The sequence below is a fragment of the Herbaspirillum camelliae genome (assembly GCF_001929405.1).
Lineage (GTDB): Bacteria > Pseudomonadota > Gammaproteobacteria > Burkholderiales > Burkholderiaceae_D > Herbaspirillum > Herbaspirillum seropedicae.
This window is the reverse complement of record NZ_KV880769.1, coordinates 2167396-2186847: the sequence shown is the minus strand read 5'-3', so window position 1 is coordinate 2186847 and position 19452 is coordinate 2167396. Positions and strand designations below refer to the sequence as shown.

General features: G+C 64.2%; 16 protein-coding genes. 12 read left to right on the top strand and 4 right to left on the bottom strand.

What is annotated here, in order from left to right; genetic code table 11:
• Positions 1-27 precede the first annotated feature (27 nt).
• From BGK68_RS09780 to BGK68_RS09725, 12 genes are all read left to right on the top strand, one after another.
• Positions 28-945 carry a LysR family transcriptional regulator gene (locus tag BGK68_RS09780; protein WP_075256942.1) on the top strand — a complete coding sequence of 306 codons (918 nt, stop codon included), beginning with the start codon at positions 28-30 and terminating at the stop codon, positions 943-945.
• A 230-nt stretch (positions 946-1175) separates the two neighbouring features.
• A complete protein-coding gene (miaB, locus tag BGK68_RS09775; RefSeq protein ID WP_075256941.1) occupies positions 1176-2516 on the top strand; it encodes a tRNA (N6-isopentenyl adenosine(37)-C2)-methylthiotransferase MiaB in 1341 nt (446 codons plus the stop codon).
• A gap of 30 nt (positions 2517-2546) precedes the next feature.
• On the top strand, positions 2547-3671 hold the full coding sequence (locus BGK68_RS09770; RefSeq protein ID WP_075256940.1) for a PhoH family protein: 1125 nt from the start codon (positions 2547-2549) through the stop codon (positions 3669-3671).
• On the top strand, positions 3658-4113 hold the full coding sequence (gene ybeY, locus BGK68_RS09765; protein ID WP_075256939.1) for an rRNA maturation RNase YbeY: 456 nt from the start codon (positions 3658-3660) through the stop codon (positions 4111-4113). Before BGK68_RS09770 ends, ybeY begins: the two co-directional genes overlap by 14 nt.
• A gap of 288 nt (positions 4114-4401) precedes the next feature.
• Positions 4402-6045 carry a methyl-accepting chemotaxis protein gene (locus BGK68_RS09760; protein WP_075256938.1) on the top strand — a complete coding sequence of 548 codons (1644 nt, stop codon included), beginning with the start codon at positions 4402-4404 and terminating at the stop codon, positions 6043-6045.
• Between the two features lie 262 nt (positions 6046-6307).
• Positions 6308-7186 carry an HlyC/CorC family transporter gene (locus BGK68_RS09755; RefSeq protein ID WP_075256937.1) on the top strand — a complete coding sequence of 293 codons (879 nt, stop codon included), beginning with the start codon at positions 6308-6310 and terminating at the stop codon, positions 7184-7186.
• A 23-nt stretch (positions 7187-7209) separates the two neighbouring features.
• The gene (gene lnt / locus BGK68_RS09750) at positions 7210-8835 is read left to right on the top strand and encodes an apolipoprotein N-acyltransferase (RefSeq protein ID WP_075256936.1); all 1626 of its coding nucleotides are present in this window, start codon (positions 7210-7212) and stop codon (positions 8833-8835) included.
• Between the two features lie 111 nt (positions 8836-8946).
• The gene (gene glyQ / locus BGK68_RS09745) at positions 8947-9864 is read left to right on the top strand and encodes a glycine--tRNA ligase subunit alpha (protein WP_069373073.1); all 918 of its coding nucleotides are present in this window, start codon (positions 8947-8949) and stop codon (positions 9862-9864) included.
• A gap of 75 nt (positions 9865-9939) precedes the next feature.
• Positions 9940-12060 (top strand): glycine--tRNA ligase subunit beta, encoded by a 2121-nt coding sequence (gene glyS / locus BGK68_RS09740; protein WP_075256935.1) that lies wholly within the window; start codon positions 9940-9942, stop codon positions 12058-12060.
• Positions 12061-12150: 90 nt separating this feature from the next.
• Positions 12151-12708 (top strand): D-glycero-beta-D-manno-heptose 1,7-bisphosphate 7-phosphatase, encoded by a 558-nt coding sequence (gene gmhB / locus BGK68_RS09735; protein WP_013232751.1) that lies wholly within the window; start codon positions 12151-12153, stop codon positions 12706-12708.
• A gap of 61 nt (positions 12709-12769) precedes the next feature.
• Entirely contained in the window at positions 12770-13573 is an 804-nt protein-coding gene (locus BGK68_RS09730; RefSeq protein WP_075256934.1) for a lysophospholipid acyltransferase family protein, read from the top strand.
• Between the two features lie 37 nt (positions 13574-13610).
• Entirely contained in the window at positions 13611-14600 is a 990-nt protein-coding gene (locus BGK68_RS09725; RefSeq protein WP_075256933.1) for a M48 family metallopeptidase, read from the top strand.
• A 39-nt stretch (positions 14601-14639) separates the two neighbouring features.
• On the opposite strand, the gene BGK68_RS09720 is transcribed toward BGK68_RS09725, so the two are convergent.
• The 4 genes from BGK68_RS09720 to BGK68_RS09705 form a co-directional block, all read right to left on the bottom strand.
• A complete protein-coding gene (locus BGK68_RS09720; RefSeq protein WP_075256932.1) occupies positions 14640-16760 on the bottom strand; it encodes a TonB-dependent receptor in 2121 nt (706 codons plus the stop codon).
• Positions 16761-16981: 221 nt separating this feature from the next.
• Positions 16982-18265, bottom strand: a complete 1284-nt coding sequence (locus BGK68_RS09715) for a chloride channel protein (protein WP_075256931.1) — start codon at positions 18263-18265, stop codon at positions 16982-16984.
• A gap of 105 nt (positions 18266-18370) precedes the next feature.
• Complete coding sequence (gene gloA / locus BGK68_RS09710) at positions 18371-18775, bottom strand: lactoylglutathione lyase (RefSeq protein ID WP_233149277.1); 405 nt, start codon at positions 18773-18775, stop codon at positions 18371-18373.
• A 204-nt stretch (positions 18776-18979) separates the two neighbouring features.
• Positions 18980-19354 carry a hypothetical protein gene (locus BGK68_RS09705; RefSeq protein ID WP_075256929.1) on the bottom strand — a complete coding sequence of 125 codons (375 nt, stop codon included), beginning with the start codon at positions 19352-19354 and terminating at the stop codon, positions 18980-18982.
• Positions 19355-19452 lie beyond the last annotated feature (98 nt).

Genomic DNA, 19452 nt, shown 5'->3' with positions numbered 1-19452 from the left:
ACCATTCAACGTGATCGCCATCTGACTGTGAAAAAATTAACAGCCCGCCCCGCATCCCGTCCCGCCTCCCGCCACCATGCTGCACGGGCGGCCCTGCATGCCGACTGGGAAAGCCTGCGCAGCTTCGCCGCCTTCGTCGATGCGGGCAGCTTTTCGGGCGCGGCGCGCGTGCTGGGCGTGACCCATGCCACCATCGGCCGGCGCCTGCAGCAGTTGGAGCAGACCCTGGCCGCGCCCCTGTTCATCCGCCGCGCCGACGATATCGAACTGACCCGCCTGGGCGAGAGCGTGCTGGTGGCCGCGCGCGCCATGCAGGACCAGACCCGCCAGCTGGCGCGCACCCTGGCCGGCGAAGACCTGCGCATGGAGGGCAAGCTGCGCCTGGCCTGCACCGATGCCATGGGTACGCTGTTCCTGGCCCCGCGCCTGCCCAGCCTGTTGCAGCAATGGCCCGCCCTGGACATCGAACTGGCCATGGGCCACCAGACCTTGAGCCTGGCCCGGCGCGAGGCCGACCTGGCCCTGCGTTTTGCCCGGCCCCAGGACGGTGAGCTGATCGCGCGCCGCCTGGGCGTGGTGCGCTTCTACCTGTGCGGCACCGCCGATCAGGTGGCGGCCTGGCGCCGCCAGCGCGGCAGCGCCCCGGTGATCGGCTATGACGACAGCGTGCCGGACATCCCCGAGACGCGCTGGCTGGCCGCCCACGCCGACGGCAACCCGGTGCGCCTGCGCAGCGCCAGCCTGGTGGCGCAGTGCATGGCCGCGCGCGCCGGGGTCGGGCTGGCCTTGCTGCCCAGCTATCTGCTGGCGCCTGAGCTGCAGACTGTGGAGAGCACGCCACAGCTGGTGCGGGAGCTGTGGGCCGTGTTCCACCGCGACCTCAAGGCCTTGCCCAGGCTGCGCGCCGTGCTGGAGTGGCTGCAGGCTTGCTGTCAGCAACTATGAGCGCGCCGCCGCAAGCCCGGCCAAGCGCCTGCCCGCCCCGCCCGGTGCGGCTTGCGGTGCTATAATCGCGTTCCTCCGGAAATGGGCTCCTGCCCCGCTGCAAGGGCTGTTCTTCCTGTCTGGCAAGAGCGCATCCGAACCCGATTGCAGCGGTCCTCCGCCACGCCGGCGCGCGCATGTTGGCATGCGTTTTCCCAGCGCTCATGGCGCTCATGGCCTCATAACGATCTATGCAGAAAAAAGTATTCATCAAAACCTTCGGCTGCCAGATGAACGAGTACGACTCGGACAAGATGGCTGACGTGCTCAATGCCTCCGATGGCCTCATCAAGACCGACCGCCCGGAAGAGGCGGACGTGATCTTGCTCAACACCTGTTCCATCCGCGAAAAGGCGCAGGAGAAGGTGTTTTCGGACCTGGGCCGGCTGCGCGCGCTGAAGAAGGACAATCCCGACCTCTTGATCGGCGTGGGTGGCTGCGTGGCCTCGCAGGAAGGCGAGGCCATCATCAAGCGCGCACCTTTCGTGGACATGGTGTTCGGCCCGCAGACCCTGCACCGCTTGCCGCAGATGATTTCGGAGCGGCGCTACAGTGGCCGCCCGCAGGTCGATATCAGCTTCCCCGAGATCGAGAAATTCGACCACCTGCCGCCGGCGCGCGTGGAAGGGGCGAGCGCCTATGTCTCCATCATGGAAGGCTGCAGCAAGTATTGCAGCTACTGCGTGGTGCCTTACACCCGCGGCGAGGAAGTCTCGCGCCGCTTCGAGGATGTTCTGACCGAAGTGGCCGGGCTGGCCGACCAGGGCGTCAAGGAAATCATGCTACTGGGCCAGAACGTCAATGCCTATCGGGGCGTAATGGAAGATGGCGAGATGGCCGACTTCGCGCTGTTGATCGAATACATCGCCGAGCTGCCCGGCATCGAGCGCATCCGCTTCGTGACCAGCCATCCCAAGGAATTCTCGCAGCGCCTCATCGACACCTATGCCAAGGTGCCCAAGCTGTGCAACCACCTCTACCTGCCTGCGCAGCACGGTTCGGACCGCACGCTGGCAGCGATGAAGCGCGGCTATACGGCGCTGGAATACAAGTCGGTGATCCGCCGCATGCGCAAGGTGCGTCCGGATATCACGGTGCAGTCGGACTTCATCGTGGGCTTTCCTGGCGAGACCGAGGAAGATTTCGAGGCGCTCATGAAGCTGGTGGCCGATGTGGGCTTTGACAACAGTTTCTCCTTCATCTTCAGCGCGCGCCCCGGCACACCGGCGGCCAACCTGCCGGATGACACCCCGCAGGAAGTCAAGCTGGCGCGCCTGCAGCGCCTGCAGGCCGCGCTCAACGACAATGCCGCCAGGATCAGTGCGGCCCAGGTCGGGACCGTGCAACGCGTGCTGGTAGAAGGCGTCTCCAAGCGCCGCGAGCATGAACTGCAGGGCCGTACCGAGAGCAACCGCGTGGTCAACTTCGATGGCGGCCCGAACGGCCAGCGCCTGATCGGACAGATCATCGAGGTCAGCGTGACCGAAGCCTTCCCCTTTTCGCTGCGTGGCGAGATCGTGACCCAGCATTGATGTTTCAATCCCCCTAACCGGAATCGTGCATTGAAAAAAATTCCCAACCAGCCGCACCACTTCACGCCCCAGCCGCTGGACAACAGGCGCCTGGCCAACCTGTGCGGTGCGCTCGATGAAAACCTGCGCCAGATCTCGGCGGCGCTGGATGTGACCATCTTCCGTCGCGGCGACCGCTTCATCGTCACCGGCACCAATGCCGAGCGCGCCGTCGAAGTGCTGGAGCGCTTCTACGACAAGGCCGACCGCCCGGTGGCGGTGGATGATATCCAGCTGGCCTTGGTCGAGCAGCGCGCCAACGCCGCCGCCGATGAAGAAGCGGGCCTGCCGCCCTTGCCGGCGCGCCGTGGCAAGGCCGCCGCCGTGGCTGCTGCAGTCGAAGAAGACAAGGACAGCCAGGATCCGCTGCCCGAAAGCCCGGTACTGAAGACCCGCAAGCACGACCTGCGCGGTCGCACGCCCCACCAGAGCCAGTACCTGAACGCCATCCTGGAACACGACATCACCTTCGGCGTGGGTCCGGCCGGCACCGGCAAGACCTACCTGGCCGTGGCCTGCGCGGTCGATGCGCTGGAACGCGACGCCGTGCAGCGCATCGTGCTCACGCGCCCGGCGGTGGAAGCGGGCGAGCGCCTGGGCTTCCTGCCGGGCGACCTGGCGCAGAAGGTCGATCCCTATCTACGTCCGCTGTATGACGCGCTGTACGACCTGCTGGGCTTTGATCGCACGCAGAAGCTCTTCGAGAAGCAGGCCATCGAGATCGCACCGCTGGCCTACATGCGCGGCCGCACGCTCAACCACGCCTTCATCATCCTCGACGAAGCGCAGAACACCACGCCGGAACAGATGAAGATGTTCCTGACCCGCATCGGTTTCGGCAGCAAGGCCGTCATCACTGGCGACGTCACCCAGGTGGACCTGCACCATGGCCAGAAGAGCGGCCTGGTCGATGCGATCTCGGTGCTGCACGATGTGCGTGGCATCGCCTTCTCGCGCTTTACCAGCGCCGACGTGGTGCGCCATCCGCTGGTGGCGCGCATCGTCGATGCCTATGACGCCGCTGGCAACAGCAAACCCGATACCGCGCGCGCTACCGCCCGCACTGCGACCAACCTCCTGACCAAATCCGCCAAGCCGCGCCATGCCAAAACATAAACTCACGCTGTCGGTGCAATATGCCGATGAGCGTCTCAAGAAGACCATTACCACCCCCCTGCTGCGCCGCTGGGTGCAAGCCGCGCTGTTCGCACCGGCTGAACTGACGCTGCGTTTCGTGGGCTCCGAAGAAGGCCGCGACCTCAACCGCGACTATCGCGGCAAGGACTACGCCACCAACGTGCTGACCTTTGCCTATACCGAAGATGAAGACAGCGAAGTGACCGAGGCCGACATCATCTTCTGCACCGACGTGCTGGAGAAGGAAGCCGCTGAGCAGAAGAAGAGCGTGGAAGAACATACGGCCCACCTGGTGGTGCATGGCGTGCTGCATGCACAGGGGTATGACCACGAGGACGATGAGGAAGCCGAAGAGATGGAAGCGCTGGAGACCGAGATTCTGGCGGCTCTGGGTTATGCCAATCCCTATGCGGCGCGTTGATGGCCTGACTACTGGAACATGGCTCCCACGACGGTCTGCTGCTGCAGGCCGTTTTTTTGGATGCGCGGATGGCCAGGCAGTCATTATTTATCACTCTGCCTATCGAAAAATTGATCGATGACGCTGTTGCGATCAGCAAATGATTCTTTTGATGTCGCCGTATCAACAATGCGAGGGTGAATTCAGCAATATTTTCCTGCATTTCAGGAAAACCCCGATGGGAATCATGGCTGTACTGAACAAGAATGCCTCTCATACCAAACAAAAACTTATTTCGGGGAGGTTGTCATGAAGAACTTGAAGATCGGCCATCGTCTTGGCCTTGGCTTTGCCGCCGTACTCATCCTGCTGGTGGCGGTCGCCGCCTTCGGCCTGCAGCAAGTGTCGCGCCTGAACGATCGTATCGTCCTCCTGACCTCCGTCGATGAGGGCAAGCTGGAAGCCTTGTCCAAAGTGCAATTCGCTATCGGCCTGCGCGCCATCGCTGCGCGCAACCTGACCTTGGTGCCGTCGGCGGCTGAACAAAAGAATGACCTGGACCTGGTCGGTTCGGCGCAAAAGGACATCGATGCCGGCATGGCCGAGCTGGGCCGCCTGATGCAGCATCCGGCCAGCTCGCCGCAGGAACGCGAGATGCTGGACAATCTGCGCCAGCTGGAAGCGCAATACCTGCCGGTGGCGGTCAATATCGTCAAGCTGGTCACCTCGCAACAAGGTGACGCGGCGCGGACTTCGCTGGTCAAGGATTGCATGCCCATCCTCAATCGCGTCATCGCCCAGGTCGAACAATTCAACAAGCTGCTGCGCAAGAATTCCCAAGCCAACGTGGAAGAGGCCGAAGCCGCCTATACCCTGGCCAAGTGGACCATGCTGGCCGCCAGCCTGGCAGCCCTGACACTGGGCGGTGTAGTGGCCTGGCTGCTGACCCGCTCCATCTCCCGTCCGCTGGCCCAGGCCGTGAGCGTGGCGCAGAGCGTGCAATCGGGTGACCTGGGCAGCCGCATCGAAGTCACCAGCAAGGATGAGCTCGGCCAGCTGATGAGCGCCCTCAAGGGCATGAACGACAGCCTGGTGAACATCGTCGGCGAAGTGCGCCAGGGCACCGACACCATTGCCGTGGCCTCCGATGAAATCAAGCAAGGCAACCTGGACCTGTCCAACCGTACCGAACAACAGGCCGGTTCCCTGCAGGAAACCGCCTCGGCGATGGAGCAGCTCACCGCCACCGTCAAGCAGAACGCCGACAATGCCCGTGAAGCCAACCGCCTGGCCGACAACGCTTCGCAAGTGGCCGCCCGGGGCGGCGCCGCCGTGGGCCGCGTGGTCGACACCATGAACTCCATCAGCGCGTCCTCGCACAAGATCGTGGACATCATCAGCGTCATCGACGGCATCGCCTTCCAGACCAATATCCTGGCCTTGAATGCCGCTGTGGAAGCCGCCCGTGCCGGTGAACAGGGACGCGGCTTTGCGGTGGTGGCCTCCGAGGTGCGCACCCTGGCGCAGCGCTCGGCAGTGGCTGCCAAGGAAATCGAGGCGCTCATCAATGAATCCGTCGCCAAGGTCGTCACCGGTGAAAAGCAGGTCAGCGAAGCCGGTTCGACCATGCATGAAGTCGTGCAGAGCATCAAGAGCGTGACCCACATCATGCAGGACATCAGCGCGGCCAGCGCCGAGCAGACCAGCGGCCTGGAACAGATCAACCGCGCCGTGGCCCAGATCGACGAAGCCACCCAGCAGAATGCTGCCCTGGTCGAGCAAGCCGCGGCCGCCGCTGCCTCGATGCAACAGCAGAGCGTGGCGCTGACCGAAGTGGTCAGCATCTTCAAGCTCAGCCCCGTCCAGGCCGCACCCCAGTACTTGCGCTCGGAAGAACGGCAGACCGCTGTCGTGTCCGGGCCGGTGCACATGGAGGCGCTCAGCTACGCATGAGACAACGCAGCCCGGACCGGGCTGCTGCAATAACGACAGCAAGAGCAATACCGTTTCCCTGATGAAGTCCTTGCCGGCATCCGTGATGCCGGCTTTTTTTTGCACGCGCACCTCTGACCTGCCGGTCGTGCTTTCCGGCGAGCAAGAAGATGATGAACAACACGCGGGGCAGGCTTGCCTTGGCCGGCCCTTTAGTGGACTTGTCACATAATTGTTGTATCCTATGGCTCTTCGAAACTACGTCGGGCTCGCGCCTAACGCCATGCAAGATCACCCTAGTAGCGTCAAGTCTGACGCTAAACCCCATCGTTCGCTGTTCGAACGACTCACCGCACTGATTTCCCCCGAACCCGAAAACCGGGCAGAACTGCTCGAAGTGTTGCACGATGCACACGAGCGCAATCTCATCGATGCCGATGCGCTGTCGATGATCGAAGGCGTGTTCCAGGTGTCCGACCTGGCCGTGCGCGACATCATGGTCCCGCGCTCGCAGATGGACACCATCGATATTTCCAAGCCCATCGAAACCTGGATGCCCGAAGTGCTGGCGACCTCGCACTCGCGCTTCCCGGCAGTCGATGGCGAACGCGACAAGGTGGTCGGCATCCTGCTGGCCAAGGACCTGCTGCGCTATTACGCCGAAGAATCCTTCGATGTGCGCGACATGCTGCGCCCGGCCATCTTCATTCCCGAATCCAAGCGCCTGAATGTGCTGCTGCGCGATTTCCGCGCCAACCGCAACCACATGGCCGTGGTGGTGGATGAATACGGCGGCGTGGCTGGCCTGATCACCATCGAGGATGTGCTGGAACAGATCGTCGGCGACATCGAGGATGAATACGATTTCGACGAAGCCGAAGACAATGTGCTGGCCTTGAAGGATGGCCCGCACGGTGCGCGCTGGCGCGTCAAGGCCTTGACCGAGATCGAGCAGTTCAACGAAGAAGTGGGCAGCCGCTTCTCCGACGAAGACGCCGACACCATCGGCGGCCTGGTGGCCAACCATGTGGGCCGGGTGCCGCGCAAGGGCGACGAGTTCGATATCGACGGCCTGCACTTCGAGGTGCTGCGCGCCGATGCGCGCCAGGTGCATGTGTTGCTGGTATCGCAATTACCGCCGGCGCCGGTCAACGACCAATAGCGCCTGATCCTGCCGGTCCGATTGTGAATTCCCCCTCCCCTCACGACCTGCCCCTCCCGCACGGGCAGACCGCTGCGCGCGGTCGCCTGGGCGCGGCAGCCTGGCTGCTCATGCCGGTGGCTGCGGGCGCCATCAACGTGTTTGCCTTTGCGCCCTTCAAGCTGTGGCCCTTGCAGATCCTGGCGCTGGCCTGGCTGTTCCACGGCGTGCTGGCGCAACCGCAGGCGAGCGTACGCAGCCAGTTCCTGCGCGGCTGGCTGTACGGCTTTGGCTGGGCAGCAGCGGGCGTGCACTGGCTCTACATCAGCATGCATGACTACGGCGGCATGCCGGCCTGGATGGCGGCGCTGGCCGTGGCCCTGCTGGCGCTCTATCTTGGTCTGTACGCGGGGGCGGCGACAGCGGCGGCCAGTTGGCTGCGCACGCGCTGGTCGTCCTCGCCGCTGGTGCTGGCGCTGTTCATGCTGCCGGCGCTATGGGCGCTGGCGGAATGGGCGCGCGGCTGGGTCTTTACGGGTTTCCCCTGGCTGATCTCGGGTTATGCCCATACCGCCGGGCCGCTGGCCGGCTTTGCGCCGGTGGGCGGGGTCTACCTGGTCGGTTGGGTCGCCGCGCTGATCGCGGGCAGCCTGGCGCTGTTGTGGATGGGCCTGTCCCGCAAGGGCGTGGCCGGCACCGGCCAGCGCATCATCCTGCCGCTGTGCGCGGCGGCCTTGCTGTGCGCTGGCGGCGTGGCGCTGCGCCTGGTGAAATGGACTGCACCGCAAGGGCAGCCGATCTCGGTGCGGCTCCTGCAGGGCAATATCCCGCAGGAAATGAAATTCTCCAATGACGCCCTGGTCGCCACGCTGGGCATGTACGAGCAGATGATCAGTGCGGCCCCGGCCGACCTGATCGCCACGCCCGAGACCGCCATTCCGCTGTTGCCGCAGCAGTTGCCGCCGGATTACCTGGAGCGCATCGCCCGTTTTGCGCAGGTCAGCGGCAGCCATCTGGCGCTGGGTATTCCCCTCTCCGACGGGCCGCAGCTGTACGCCAACTCGGTGCTGGGCTTCGGCCCGGGCATGGGGTCGGCGCTCTTGCCTTATCGTTACGACAAGCATCATCTGGTGCCCTTCGGTGAATTCATCCCGCCGGGTTTCCGCTGGTTCGTCGACATGATGCACATCCCGCTGGGCGACATGACGCGCGGTGCGCCGGTGCAATCGCCCTTTGGCGTGAAAGACCAATGGGTGCTGCCCAACATCTGCTACGAAGACCTGTTCGGCGAGGAGATCGCCGGCCAGCTGCGCGCGGCCTATCGCGCCGCCCAGCCGGAGGCCAGCGTGCTGCTCAACCTGTCCAACATCGCCTGGTTCGGCAATTCGATCGCCCTGCCCCAGCATCTGCAGATCTCGCAGATGCGCACCCTGGAGACGGGCCGCCCGATGCTGCGCGCCACCAATACGGGCGCAACCGCCGTGATCCTGCCGGGCGGCGCCACCAGTGAACTGCCACCCTTCACGCGCGGCGTGCTGGCCGGCCAGGTACAAGGCTACGGCGGCCAGACGCCATACATTCTGCTGGGCAACAAGCTGGTGCTGGGCCTGGCCTTGCTGGCGCTGCTGCTGGCCTGGGGTCGCAACAAGGCGGCCCGCATCCGCCATTGATGCCCAGACGCTGAGATGCCGACCGGGCAAAACCGGGTCAAAGGCCCCAAAAGGCGCTAAAATCCGAGGTTTTCGCAATTCCTCCGCCGGTTCGCCAGGCAACCACACACGATGCTGACATTTCAACAAATCATCCTCAAGTTGCAAGAATATTGGGACGCTCAGGGCTGCGCACTGCTGCAACCCTACGACATGGAAGTCGGCGCGGGCACCTCGCACACCGCGACCTTCCTGCGCGCGATCGGTCCGGAACCCTGGCGTGCCGCCTACGTCCAGCCTTCGCGCCGTCCCAAGGATGGCCGCTATGGCGAGAACCCCAACCGCATGCAGCACTACTACCAGTACCAGGTGGTGTTGAAGCCGGCGCCGGAAAACATCCTGGACCTGTACCTGGGTTCGCTGGAAGCGCTGGGCCTGGACCTGAAGCAGAATGACGTGCGCTTCGTCGAGGACGACTGGGAAAACCCCACCCTGGGTGCCTGGGGCCTGGGCTGGGAAGTGTGGCTGAACGGCATGGAAGTGACCCAGTTCACCTACTTCCAGCAGGTCGGCGGCCTGGACTGCAAGCCGGTGCTGGGCGAGATCACCTACGGCATCGAGCGTCTGGCCATGTACCTGCAGGGCGTGGAAAACGTCTATGACCTGGTCTGGACCGAGTGGACCGAGAACGGCGTCAAGAAGCACCTGACCTATGGCGACGTGTTCCACCAGAACGAAGTGGAACAATCCACCTTCAACTTCGAGTACTCCAACACCGAGTTCCTGTTCTCGCTGTTTAGCAACTACGAAGCCGAGGCCAAGCGCCTCATGGAAGTGCCGCTGGCGCTGCCGGCCTACGAACAGGTGCTCAAGGCCGCCCACACCTTCAACATGCTCGACGCCCGTGGCGCCATCTCGGTCACCGAGCGCGCGGCCTACATCGGCCGCATCCGCAATCTCTCGCGGGCGGTGGCGCAGGCCTACTTCGAATCGCGCGAGCGCCTGGGCTTCCCGATGCTGGGCCAGGGTCCGGCCAAGGCTGCGGCCTGAAGCGCAACGCCATGACATGATGCGGCGCTGGTCCTTCCCGACCGGCGTCCCGAGCAAGACAGCAAGACAGACAACATGAACCAGACACTCCTCGTAGAACTCGTCACCGAAGAACTGCCTCCCAAGGCCTTGGCCAAGCTGGGCGATGCCTTCGCCACGGGCATCTTCAATGGCCTGCAAAGCCGCGGCTATCTCGAATCCGATGCCACCGCCACCGCCTATGCGACCCCGCGCCGCCTGGCCGTCTCGATCACCCAGGTGCGCGCCGCCTCGCCGGACAAATCGATCCGCGAAAAAGTGCTGCCGGTGAGCGTCGCCCTGGACGCCGAAGGCCGCCCGTCGGCGCCGCTGGTGAAGAAGCTGGCCGCACTGGCCGCCTCCACGGGCGCCACCGTGATCACCCCGGACCAGCTGGAACGCGCCCAGGATGGCAAGGCCGAAAGCTTCTTCTACACCTATACCGCCAAGGGTTCGGCGCTGGCCGTGGGCCTGCAGGCAGCGCTCGACGAGAGCCTGTCCAAGCTGCCCATCCCCAAGGTCATGAGCTACCAGCGCCAGTTCGGCCGTGCCGCCGGCGAGACGGTGCATTTCGTGCGTCCGGCCCACTACCTGGTGGCGCTGCTGGGCAACGATGTGGTGCCGATCAATACGCTGGGCCTGGATGCGGGCCGCACCACGCTGGGCCATCGCTTCCTGTCTTCCGGCGCGCTGCAGATCGCTTCGCCCGACGTCTATGTCGAGGCACTGGCTACGCAAGGCAAGGTCATCGCCAGCTTCACCGAGCGCCGCGAGAAGATCCGCGCCGCGCTGCTGGCCAAGGCTGGCGCCGACCAGGTGCTGATGCCCGAATCGCTGCTGGACGAAGTCACTGCGCTGGTGGAATGGCCGGTGGTCTATGAATGCAAGTTCGAGGACGAATTCCTGGCGGTGCCGCAGGAATGCCTGATCCTGACCATGCAGACCAACCAGAAGTATTTTGCGCTGACCGACGCCAATGGCCGTCTGCGTTCGCGCTTCCTGATCGTCTCCAACCTGGAGACCGCGCATCCCGAACACATCATCGGCGGCAACGAGCGCGTGGTGCGCCCGCGCCTGTCGGACGCCAAGTTCTTCTTCGAGCAGGACAAGAAGAAGACCCTGGCCGATCGCGTGCCGCAGCTGGCCAACGTGGTCTATCACAACAAGCTGGGCAACCAGTTGCAACGCACCGAGCGCGTGCAGGCGCTGGCCGGCAAGATCGCCAGCCTGCTGGGCGGCGACGTCAAGCTGGCCGAACGCGGCGCGCTGCTGGCCAAGGCCGACCTGCTCACCGACATGGTGGGCGAGTTCCCTGAGCTGCAAGGCATCATGGGCACGTACTATGCGCGTCACGATGGCGAAGCGGACGAAGTCGCACTGGCCGCCTCCGAACACTACCAGCCGCGCTTTGCCGGCGACGCCCTGCCGACCACCGCCACCGGCACCGCCGTGGCCCTGGCCGACAAGCTGGAAACCCTGGTCGGCATCTGGGGCATCGGCCTGCAGCCCACCGGCGACAAGGACCCCTTCGCCCTGCGCCGGCACGCCCTGGGCGTGCTGCGCATGCTGGTGGAAAAGCGCCTGCCGCTGTCGCTGACCGCCTTGCTGGATGCGGCCGCCGGACTGTTCGCCGGCAACGCCAACTTCAAGGACCCGCGCGCGGACGTGCAAGCCTTCATCTACGACCGCCTGCGCGGCCTGCTGCGCGAGCGCGGCTTTGCGCAGAACGAAGTGGAAGCCGTGGTGGCGCAGCAACCCGAGGTGCTGGACAACGTGGTGGAACGCCTGCAGGCCGTGCAAGCCTTCGCCGCCCTGCCCGAAGCCGAGGCCCTGGCTGCGGCCAACAAGCGCATCACCAACATTCTCAAGAAGATCGAAGGCGTGGCCATCGACGCCCACGGCGCCGTGCAGGAAAGCCTGCTGCAGGAAGCGGCCGAGCAAGGCCTCTTCGCGGCCATGCAGACCACCCGTCCGCAGGTCGAGGCGGCCTATGCCAAGGGTGACTTTGCCGGGGCCTTGAAGGCACTGGCGCAGTTGCGCCAGAATGTCGATGCCTTCTTCAACGACGTCATGGTCAATGCCGAGGACGAGCAACTGCGCAAGAACCGCCAGGCCTTGCTGGCTGCGCTGCACGGCATGCTCAACCAGGTCGCCGACATCTCCAAGCTGGCGGCGTAAGACCTGCGCCCCCAGCCGTTTTTGCAGTACCGCTCCGCCGCGCATGGGCCTGTTCCTGCGCGGCGGTGTTCATGAAGGGAAGCCGCTGGCATGAAACTGATCATCCTCGACCGCGATGGCGTCATCAACCAGGATTCGGACGCCTTCATCAAGTCGCCCGACGAGTGGATCCCCATCAAGGGATCGCTGGAAGCCATTGCACGCCTGAACCAGGCCGGTTACCGGGTGGTGGTGGCGACCAACCAGTCGGGCGTGGCGCGCGGCCTGTTCGACATCAAGACCCTCAACGCCATCCACCAGAAGATGCACACCGCCGCCCAGCAGGCGGGCGCGGACATCGACGCGGTGTTCTTCTGCCCGCACTCGGCCGACGACAATTGCGATTGCCGCAAGCCCAAGCCGGGCATGTTCCACGAGATCGCCAAGCGCTTCAATATCAGCCTGCGCGGCGGCGTGGTCACCGTGGGCGATTCGCTGCGCGACCTGCAGGCCGGCTACGTGGCTGGGTGCGCGCCCTGCCTGGTGCTGACCGGCAAGGGCGAGAAGACCCAGGCCAAGGGCGGCTTGCCGCCGGGCACGCTGGTCTTCCCGGATTTATCGGCCGTGGTTGATTTCATCCTGAAACCGGTGGTCGGCGTTTCGGTATAGTGCGGGCCATCCGCCTGGCTGCGGAGCCTGTCCATTCACAACATCAACATGCCTCATCGGCATGGGAGAAACGATTTTGCGCCTTGTCCTGATTCTTCGCTCGGTGGTCTTCATGGTCCTCATGGCCGTGGCCACCATCATCTGGTCCTTCGCCTGCCTGCTGTCGGCGCCCTTCCCCTATCCCCAGCGCTACTGGTGGACCTCGCGCTGGAACGTCTTCGTGATCTGGACCGCGCGCGTGATCTGCGGCATCCGTTACGAGATCCGCGGCGCCGAGAACCTCCCGGACGCCCCGGTGATCCTGCTCTCCAAGCACCAGTCGGCCTGGGAGACCATCTTCTATGTCATCAACATGCCGCGTCCGCTGGTGTTCGTATTCAAGAAGGAACTGACCTACGTTCCCTTCTTCGGCTGGGGCATCGCCCTGCTGCGCATGATCCCGATCGACCGCAAGAAGGGTCGCGACGCCTTCGCCCAGGTGCTGGAGCACGGCACACGCCGTCTGCGCGACGGCCAGTGGATCATGATGTTCCCCGAAGGCACGCGCACCACCGTGGGCTCGCAGGGCAAGTACAAGGCCGGCGGTTCGCGCCTGGCGGTGGAAACCAATACCCTGGTCGTGCCCATTGCGATGAACTCCGGCCAATGCTGGCCCAAGGGCAGCTTCATCAAGAAACCGGGGCTCATCACGGTGTCCATCGGCAAGCCGATTTCGCCGGAAGGCTTGAATCCCCAGGAGTTGAACGAGCGCGTCGAAAATTGGATAGAATCCGAGATGCGCGTGATTTCGCCGGACGTCTATAAAAACAGCGCGCCCCGGCCAGCCGCTTCAGCCGCTACTTCCAGCGATGCTGCACGGTCTTGATCCTTAGCCAACAGCAACACAGGACGCCGCCACTGCCTTGATACTGCTCCGCAAACCCAAGCCCAATCCCGACCAGCTCTCGCTGCAACTGGACTTGTTTGCGGCGCCCACTCCCGCGTCCTCCGCGACGGCAGTGCCCGTGGCCGATCCTGGCCCGGCCCTGCCTTCACCGACCGTACAGCCGCCACTCATCGTCACCCCCAATCCGGTGGTCCACGCCGCGCCGCTGCCCACGCCCCTGATCCCCGACGTGCCGGCACCCGCCAGCCCGCTGCTGGCGCCGCCCAGCGGCCGGCCGGCCGATGGCAAGCGCCGTATCCAGCTGGGTGAGCACACCATCGACTTCGCCCTGCTGCGCTCCAAGCGTCGCACCATCGGTTTTCTGGTCAGCGACGAGGGCTTGCGCGTGACCGCGCCCAAATGGGTGACGCTGGGCGAGATCGACAACGCCATCCGCGAAAAGCAGCGCTGGATCCTCTCCAAGCTCAACGAGCGCCGCGAGCGTTCGGCGCGTCGCCTGCAACCGCAGATGCAATGGCGCGACGGTGCCACCCTGCCCTACCTGGGCAGCGACATCACCCTGCGCATCCGCACCGGGCAGCGCCAGGCGGTGTACCTCGATGAGCTCACGCGCGAGCTCAACATCAGCCTGCCCGCCGACGCCGGCGAGCAGCAGTTGAAGGATCGCGTGCAGGGCTGGATACAGGCGCGCGCCGAAGAACTGTTCGGCAAGCGGCTCATGATCTATGCCGAAAAACTGGGCGTGCAATATCGCTCCTACGCCCTGTCCTCGGCCACCACGCAATGGGGCTCCTGTACCTCGGATGCGCGCATCCGCCTGAACTGGCGGCTGATGCATTTCGCCCTGCCGCTGATCGACTACGTGATCGCGCATGAGCTCGCGCATCTGCGCGAGATGAACCACAGCCCGCGCTTCTGGGCTACGGTGCAATCGATCTTCCCCGAATTCGAATCCGCCAAGAAGGCGCTGCGCGACAGCGCGCCGGAGACCATGCCGATCTTCTGAGCGGCATGGCCCGCGCCGCCTTGTACCCGGTGCGCTCTCTCAGAAACTCACGTTCACCCCCACATCCAGCGACCGTCCATAGCCCGGCAAAGCTTGCAGGCTGCCGCTCCTGGCTTGCGCCAGCCCGGCCAGATAGACGCCGCCCAGCGGCTCGGCATAGTTGCGATTGAACAGGTTGCTGATACCCGCCGAGACGCTGATGTGCTGGTTGAAGCGATAGCTGCTCTTGAGATTGACCACGCTGTAGCTGGCCGTGACCGGTTCCAGGCGATTGCTGTCCACCCGGCTCTTACGCGCCACGTAGTTCAGCTCGGCGCGATTGGTCCATGCGCCCCAGCTCTGTTCCAGCGCGGCCAGGATGTTGAGCGGCATCATGTGATACAGGTTGCCGCCATCGACGCGCTTGCCGCGCGTGAGGCCGGCCTTGCCGGTGAAGGCGATGTCGCCCAGGCTGGCGTCGCGCCAGAGCGGCCATTTCCACGCGGCGTTGATGCCGTAGAGGCGGGCATCGTGATTGGCGAATTGCAGATAGGCCCCCGACGCAGCCGCCACACCATAGGGATTGAAGCGGCCGATGGGATCGGCATCGATATAGTTCTCGACGTAGCTGAAGTAGGGTGTGAGCCTGAAGAACCAGCGGCGCTCGCTACCCTCACCGCCCTCGCTGTCTTCGCTGTGCCAGTCGGCCGTGCCTGAGAGCGTGTGCGCAACTTCAGGCTTGAGATCGATGTCGCCCACGTAACCGTTGCCATCCCCGAACCAGTTGGTCATGCGCATGGCCATGCCGCCACGGCCCCAGGTATAGCGCTCGTACAGGTTGGGCGAGCGGGTCTTGCGAGCGTAACCGAACTCATAGCGGCTGCCAGCATCGGCTTCCAGCCGGGCCAGTGCGGTCAGGTCGATGTTGTTGTCGGTCTTGGCGTGGCCGCGCGCATTGAAGGCGTTGGCGGCATTGAGGTCAGGCTGGTTCATCATGTTGGTGCCATAGGACTGCACATTGCCGGTATCGGTCTTGACCAGTTCGTCGCGCAAGCCCAGCAGGGTGCTCCAGCGGGCGTCGAGCTTGTGCTCCCATTCGGCGAAGAGCGCGAAACGATCGCGCTTGCCGCCGTTGATATTCACATAGGTGCGCGGGCTCATCATCATCGAGCCGGCTACTGGCGGCCAGACGTCGTCGAGATGGAAGCTATGGTATTCGTGGCCCACGCGCAGCACGCTGCTGCTGTCGGCAGCGAGGTCGATATCGGCGCGCAACGCATAACCAAGGTCGCGGCCTTGTGTCTGCATGGGCATGGTGCCGCGCCGTTCGGTGCCGAAGAAACCCATCTCATGCTCGGTACGCTGCCAGTACAGCTTGCCGGACAGCCTGCCCCAGTCGAAACGACGTTCGTAGCCCAGGTTGGCGAAGGTGGAGCGGTTGCCGGTCATGTCCATGTATTCGTTGGGAAAGCCCTGGTAGGGAATGTACTGCTGGCCCACCTTCACTACCAATTGCTGGCCCTCGCCGCGCGCGGCCAGAGTGAGCGCATGGTTGTTGCTCTGGTAGAGACTGGAGAGCACCTTGTCGCCATTGCCGTTGACGTAACTCTCGGCGCGCGACTGGCTGGCCACGTAGGCTACGGAGAGCTGGTCACTGGCCACGGTGGCATTGACCGAAGCCGACACCTCCGAATTGACGCTGCGTGCCGACGCCGAGAAACCACCCTTGGTCAGCCATTGCCCGGGCTGGCTCGCAAACTGCGGTGCAGGCGAACTCAGTTCAATGCTGCCGCCGATGCTGTCGCCACCCACGCTGACTGGCGTGATGCCGGCGATCACGCGCGTCATGCCCACCTGCGCGGGCGGCATGTACGACATCGGCGCATTCATCTGGTTGCCGCAGGCAGCCGTGACTTCCATGCCGTCCAGCCGGATCTTGAGGCGATCTGCGGCAAAGCCATTGAGCACCGGCAAGGCCGATACACCGCCTCCGGCGGCGGTGGCGTAACCGGGCTGGTCATTGAGCAGCGCAGCGCTGTCGGCACTGGGTGGTGTCGTGGAGGGCTTGTCGCTGCGTACCGTGATGGCAGGCAGCGGCGTCTGTTCATCACTGCTTGCGAACACATCGCCGCACACGGTGAAAGCCAGCGCGATGGCGCAGGCGCATGGAGTCAATTGCATGGAAATCCCCTGTGGTTGTCTTTATCGATACCGTCTGCGAGCAAACGGGAAGGCGGGATTATGGACAGGGGACAGGATGGGAAGCTGCGACATATTGTCGCGTTGGACGCCACGGCACGAGGAGATGGCCGCAAAAGCGCCATGCACGCGCCTCTCTCGACGCTGCGTCAAATTGACGCAGCGTTTTGACGAGTTTCAGCAGGAAAAACGATCTGCCGATCTCAGGGTTTCAGGTAGCGCTCCGCCAGGGTTTCATACAAGGGCGGTGCGAACACCTTGGAGACCGCCGAGGCGATCAGCGCGGTAGCCATCAGCGAAATGACCAAGGCGTGACCATCGACCATTTCCATGACGATCACGAAGGCGGTGATGGGTGACTGCGTCACGGCCGCAAGATAGCCCACCATGGCCAGCGCCACCAGCATGGGGAGCGAGGTGCCGCCGAAGAGCAAGTGCAGCAGGTTGCCGAAGCCAGCGCCGATGGACAGCGAAGGCGCGAAGATGCCGCCCGGCAGGCCCGGCAGATAGGAGCCGATCATGGAAGCGAACTTGAGGAAAGGGTAGAACACCGACAGCCCCTGACCATCATTGAGCAAACCATGCGCCTGCTCGTAGCCGCTGCCGAAGGTGGCGCCGCCTGCGGCCACGCCGATGACGGCGACGATGAAGCCGCAGACCGCCGCGAAGACCACCGGGCGCTCGGCGCGCAGTGTCACCAGCGCTGGCGGAATCCAGCGCGTGGGGTTGAGGATGAGCCAGCAGAACAGCCCGCCGGCCACGCCCATGAGCACGGCCGTGACGATCACCGCCAGGATCAGCCGGCCACTGGTCTCACCCGGAAAGGCGATGGAACCGAAGTAGGTGTAGTTGCCATTGATGGACAGCGCCACCAGGCCGGCGAAGATGATGGTGGTGATGACCACGCCACTGGCGCGCTGCTCGAAGCTGCGCGAGAGTTCCTCGATGGCGAACACGATGCCGGCCAGCGGGGTGTTGAAGGCAGCAGCCAGACCGGCGGCGGCGCCGGCCAGGATCAGGCGGCGCTCCATGTGCTCGTAGCCGGACGGATACAGGCGGCGCAGGTTGTACATGATGGCTGCGCCAATCTGCACCGTCGGACCCTCGCGGCCAATGGTCATGCCCCCGGCGATGGCCACCACCGACAGCACGATCTTGCCCAGCAATACGCGCAGCGACAGCAGCGTGCTGCCGCGCTCGGCAGTATCGCCATGCAGCGTGGCGATGGCCTGCGGGATGCCGCTGCCTTCGGAGCCCGGGAAGTAGCGGCGCGTGAGCCATACGCAAGCCGCGCAGACGGCTGGCGTGAGCAGCAGCGGCAACCAGGGCGAGCGGTGTTCGATGCTGCGGAACACGCCGAAACCGAGCTCGATGGCCTGGGCGTAGAGCACCGCGACCAGGCCGACGATGACGGCGCCGCTCCAGAGGATGCCGTATTCGACCCACAGGCGGCGCAGGTGGCTTTTGGATAGTTGGTAGAGACTCAATTGGCGTTCCTGCTGTTCTTGTGATGATGCGCTTGAAGGCAAGGGCCTGCCGGGGCAATGAAAAAAGCCCGCGTGAGCGGGCTGGCAGGCTGACCGACGGCGGCCTCAGTCGGCGGCGTCGAACTGTTCCTTCTTCTGGATGAATTCGATCTTGTAGCCATCCGGGTCGGTGACGAAGGCGATCACGGTCTTGCCATGCTTCATCGGACCGGCTTCACGGGTGACCGTGCCCCCTTTGGCCTTGACCGCGTCGCAGGCGGCATAGGCGTCGTCAACTTCGATGGCGATGTGGCCGTAGCCGGTGCCCAGGTCGTAGGCATCGGTGTCCCAGTTGTGGGTCAGTTCCAGCACGGTGTGGTCGCGCTCCTCGCCATAGCCGACGAAGGCCAGGGTGAACTTGCCGTCGGGATAGTCATTCTTGCGCAGCAGCTTCATGCCCAGCACCTGGGTGTAGAAATCGATGGAGCGATCCAGATTTCCCACGCGCAGCATCGTATGCAACATTCTCACTTGGCGACTCCTTTTCATAGCTAATGTGAAGCAAGGTGACATTATCCCCCATTTGGGCGCCGCCCGCCGGCAGGGGGCCACGGACCGGCCGACAACAAAAAAAACGGACAACCCTGCGGTTGTCCGTCTTCCTCAAGATGGCTGGATGTCGTCAGCCTGGCTCACCGACCAGATGAGCACTTCGTGGCGCCTCTATCACTGCCATCAACGCCCGTAATAGTAGTAATCGGGACGTTCATCGTAGCGATAGGTGCGCACCTCGGTGCGCTCCACATAGCGCACCGGGCGCGGCGGCGGCGGTGCGTAATAGCGCGGCTGTTCATAGACCACCTGTTGCGGCGGCTGGTAATACACCGGCTGCGGCGCTTCATAGTAGACCTGCTGCGGCGGGGCCTGGTAGACCGGCGCGCTGTTGGCGTTGGCGATCAGGGAACCGATGGCGACGGCCCCGATGATCCCGGCAGCGATGGCCACTCCGTTGCCGCCACGGTCATGCGCCATGGCGGGCGTGCTCACGACGGCAGCCGAGGCAAGAAGGGTGGTGGCGATCAATACCGATGCGATTTTTTTGCTGGCCATGATTGGCTCCTGTCAAAGAAGTCCGCGCTTTCTGCCCTCCACTTCTGGCTTCTACTCTCGCGGCACGATTCCAATATAGACCAGCTTCAGTTCGAATC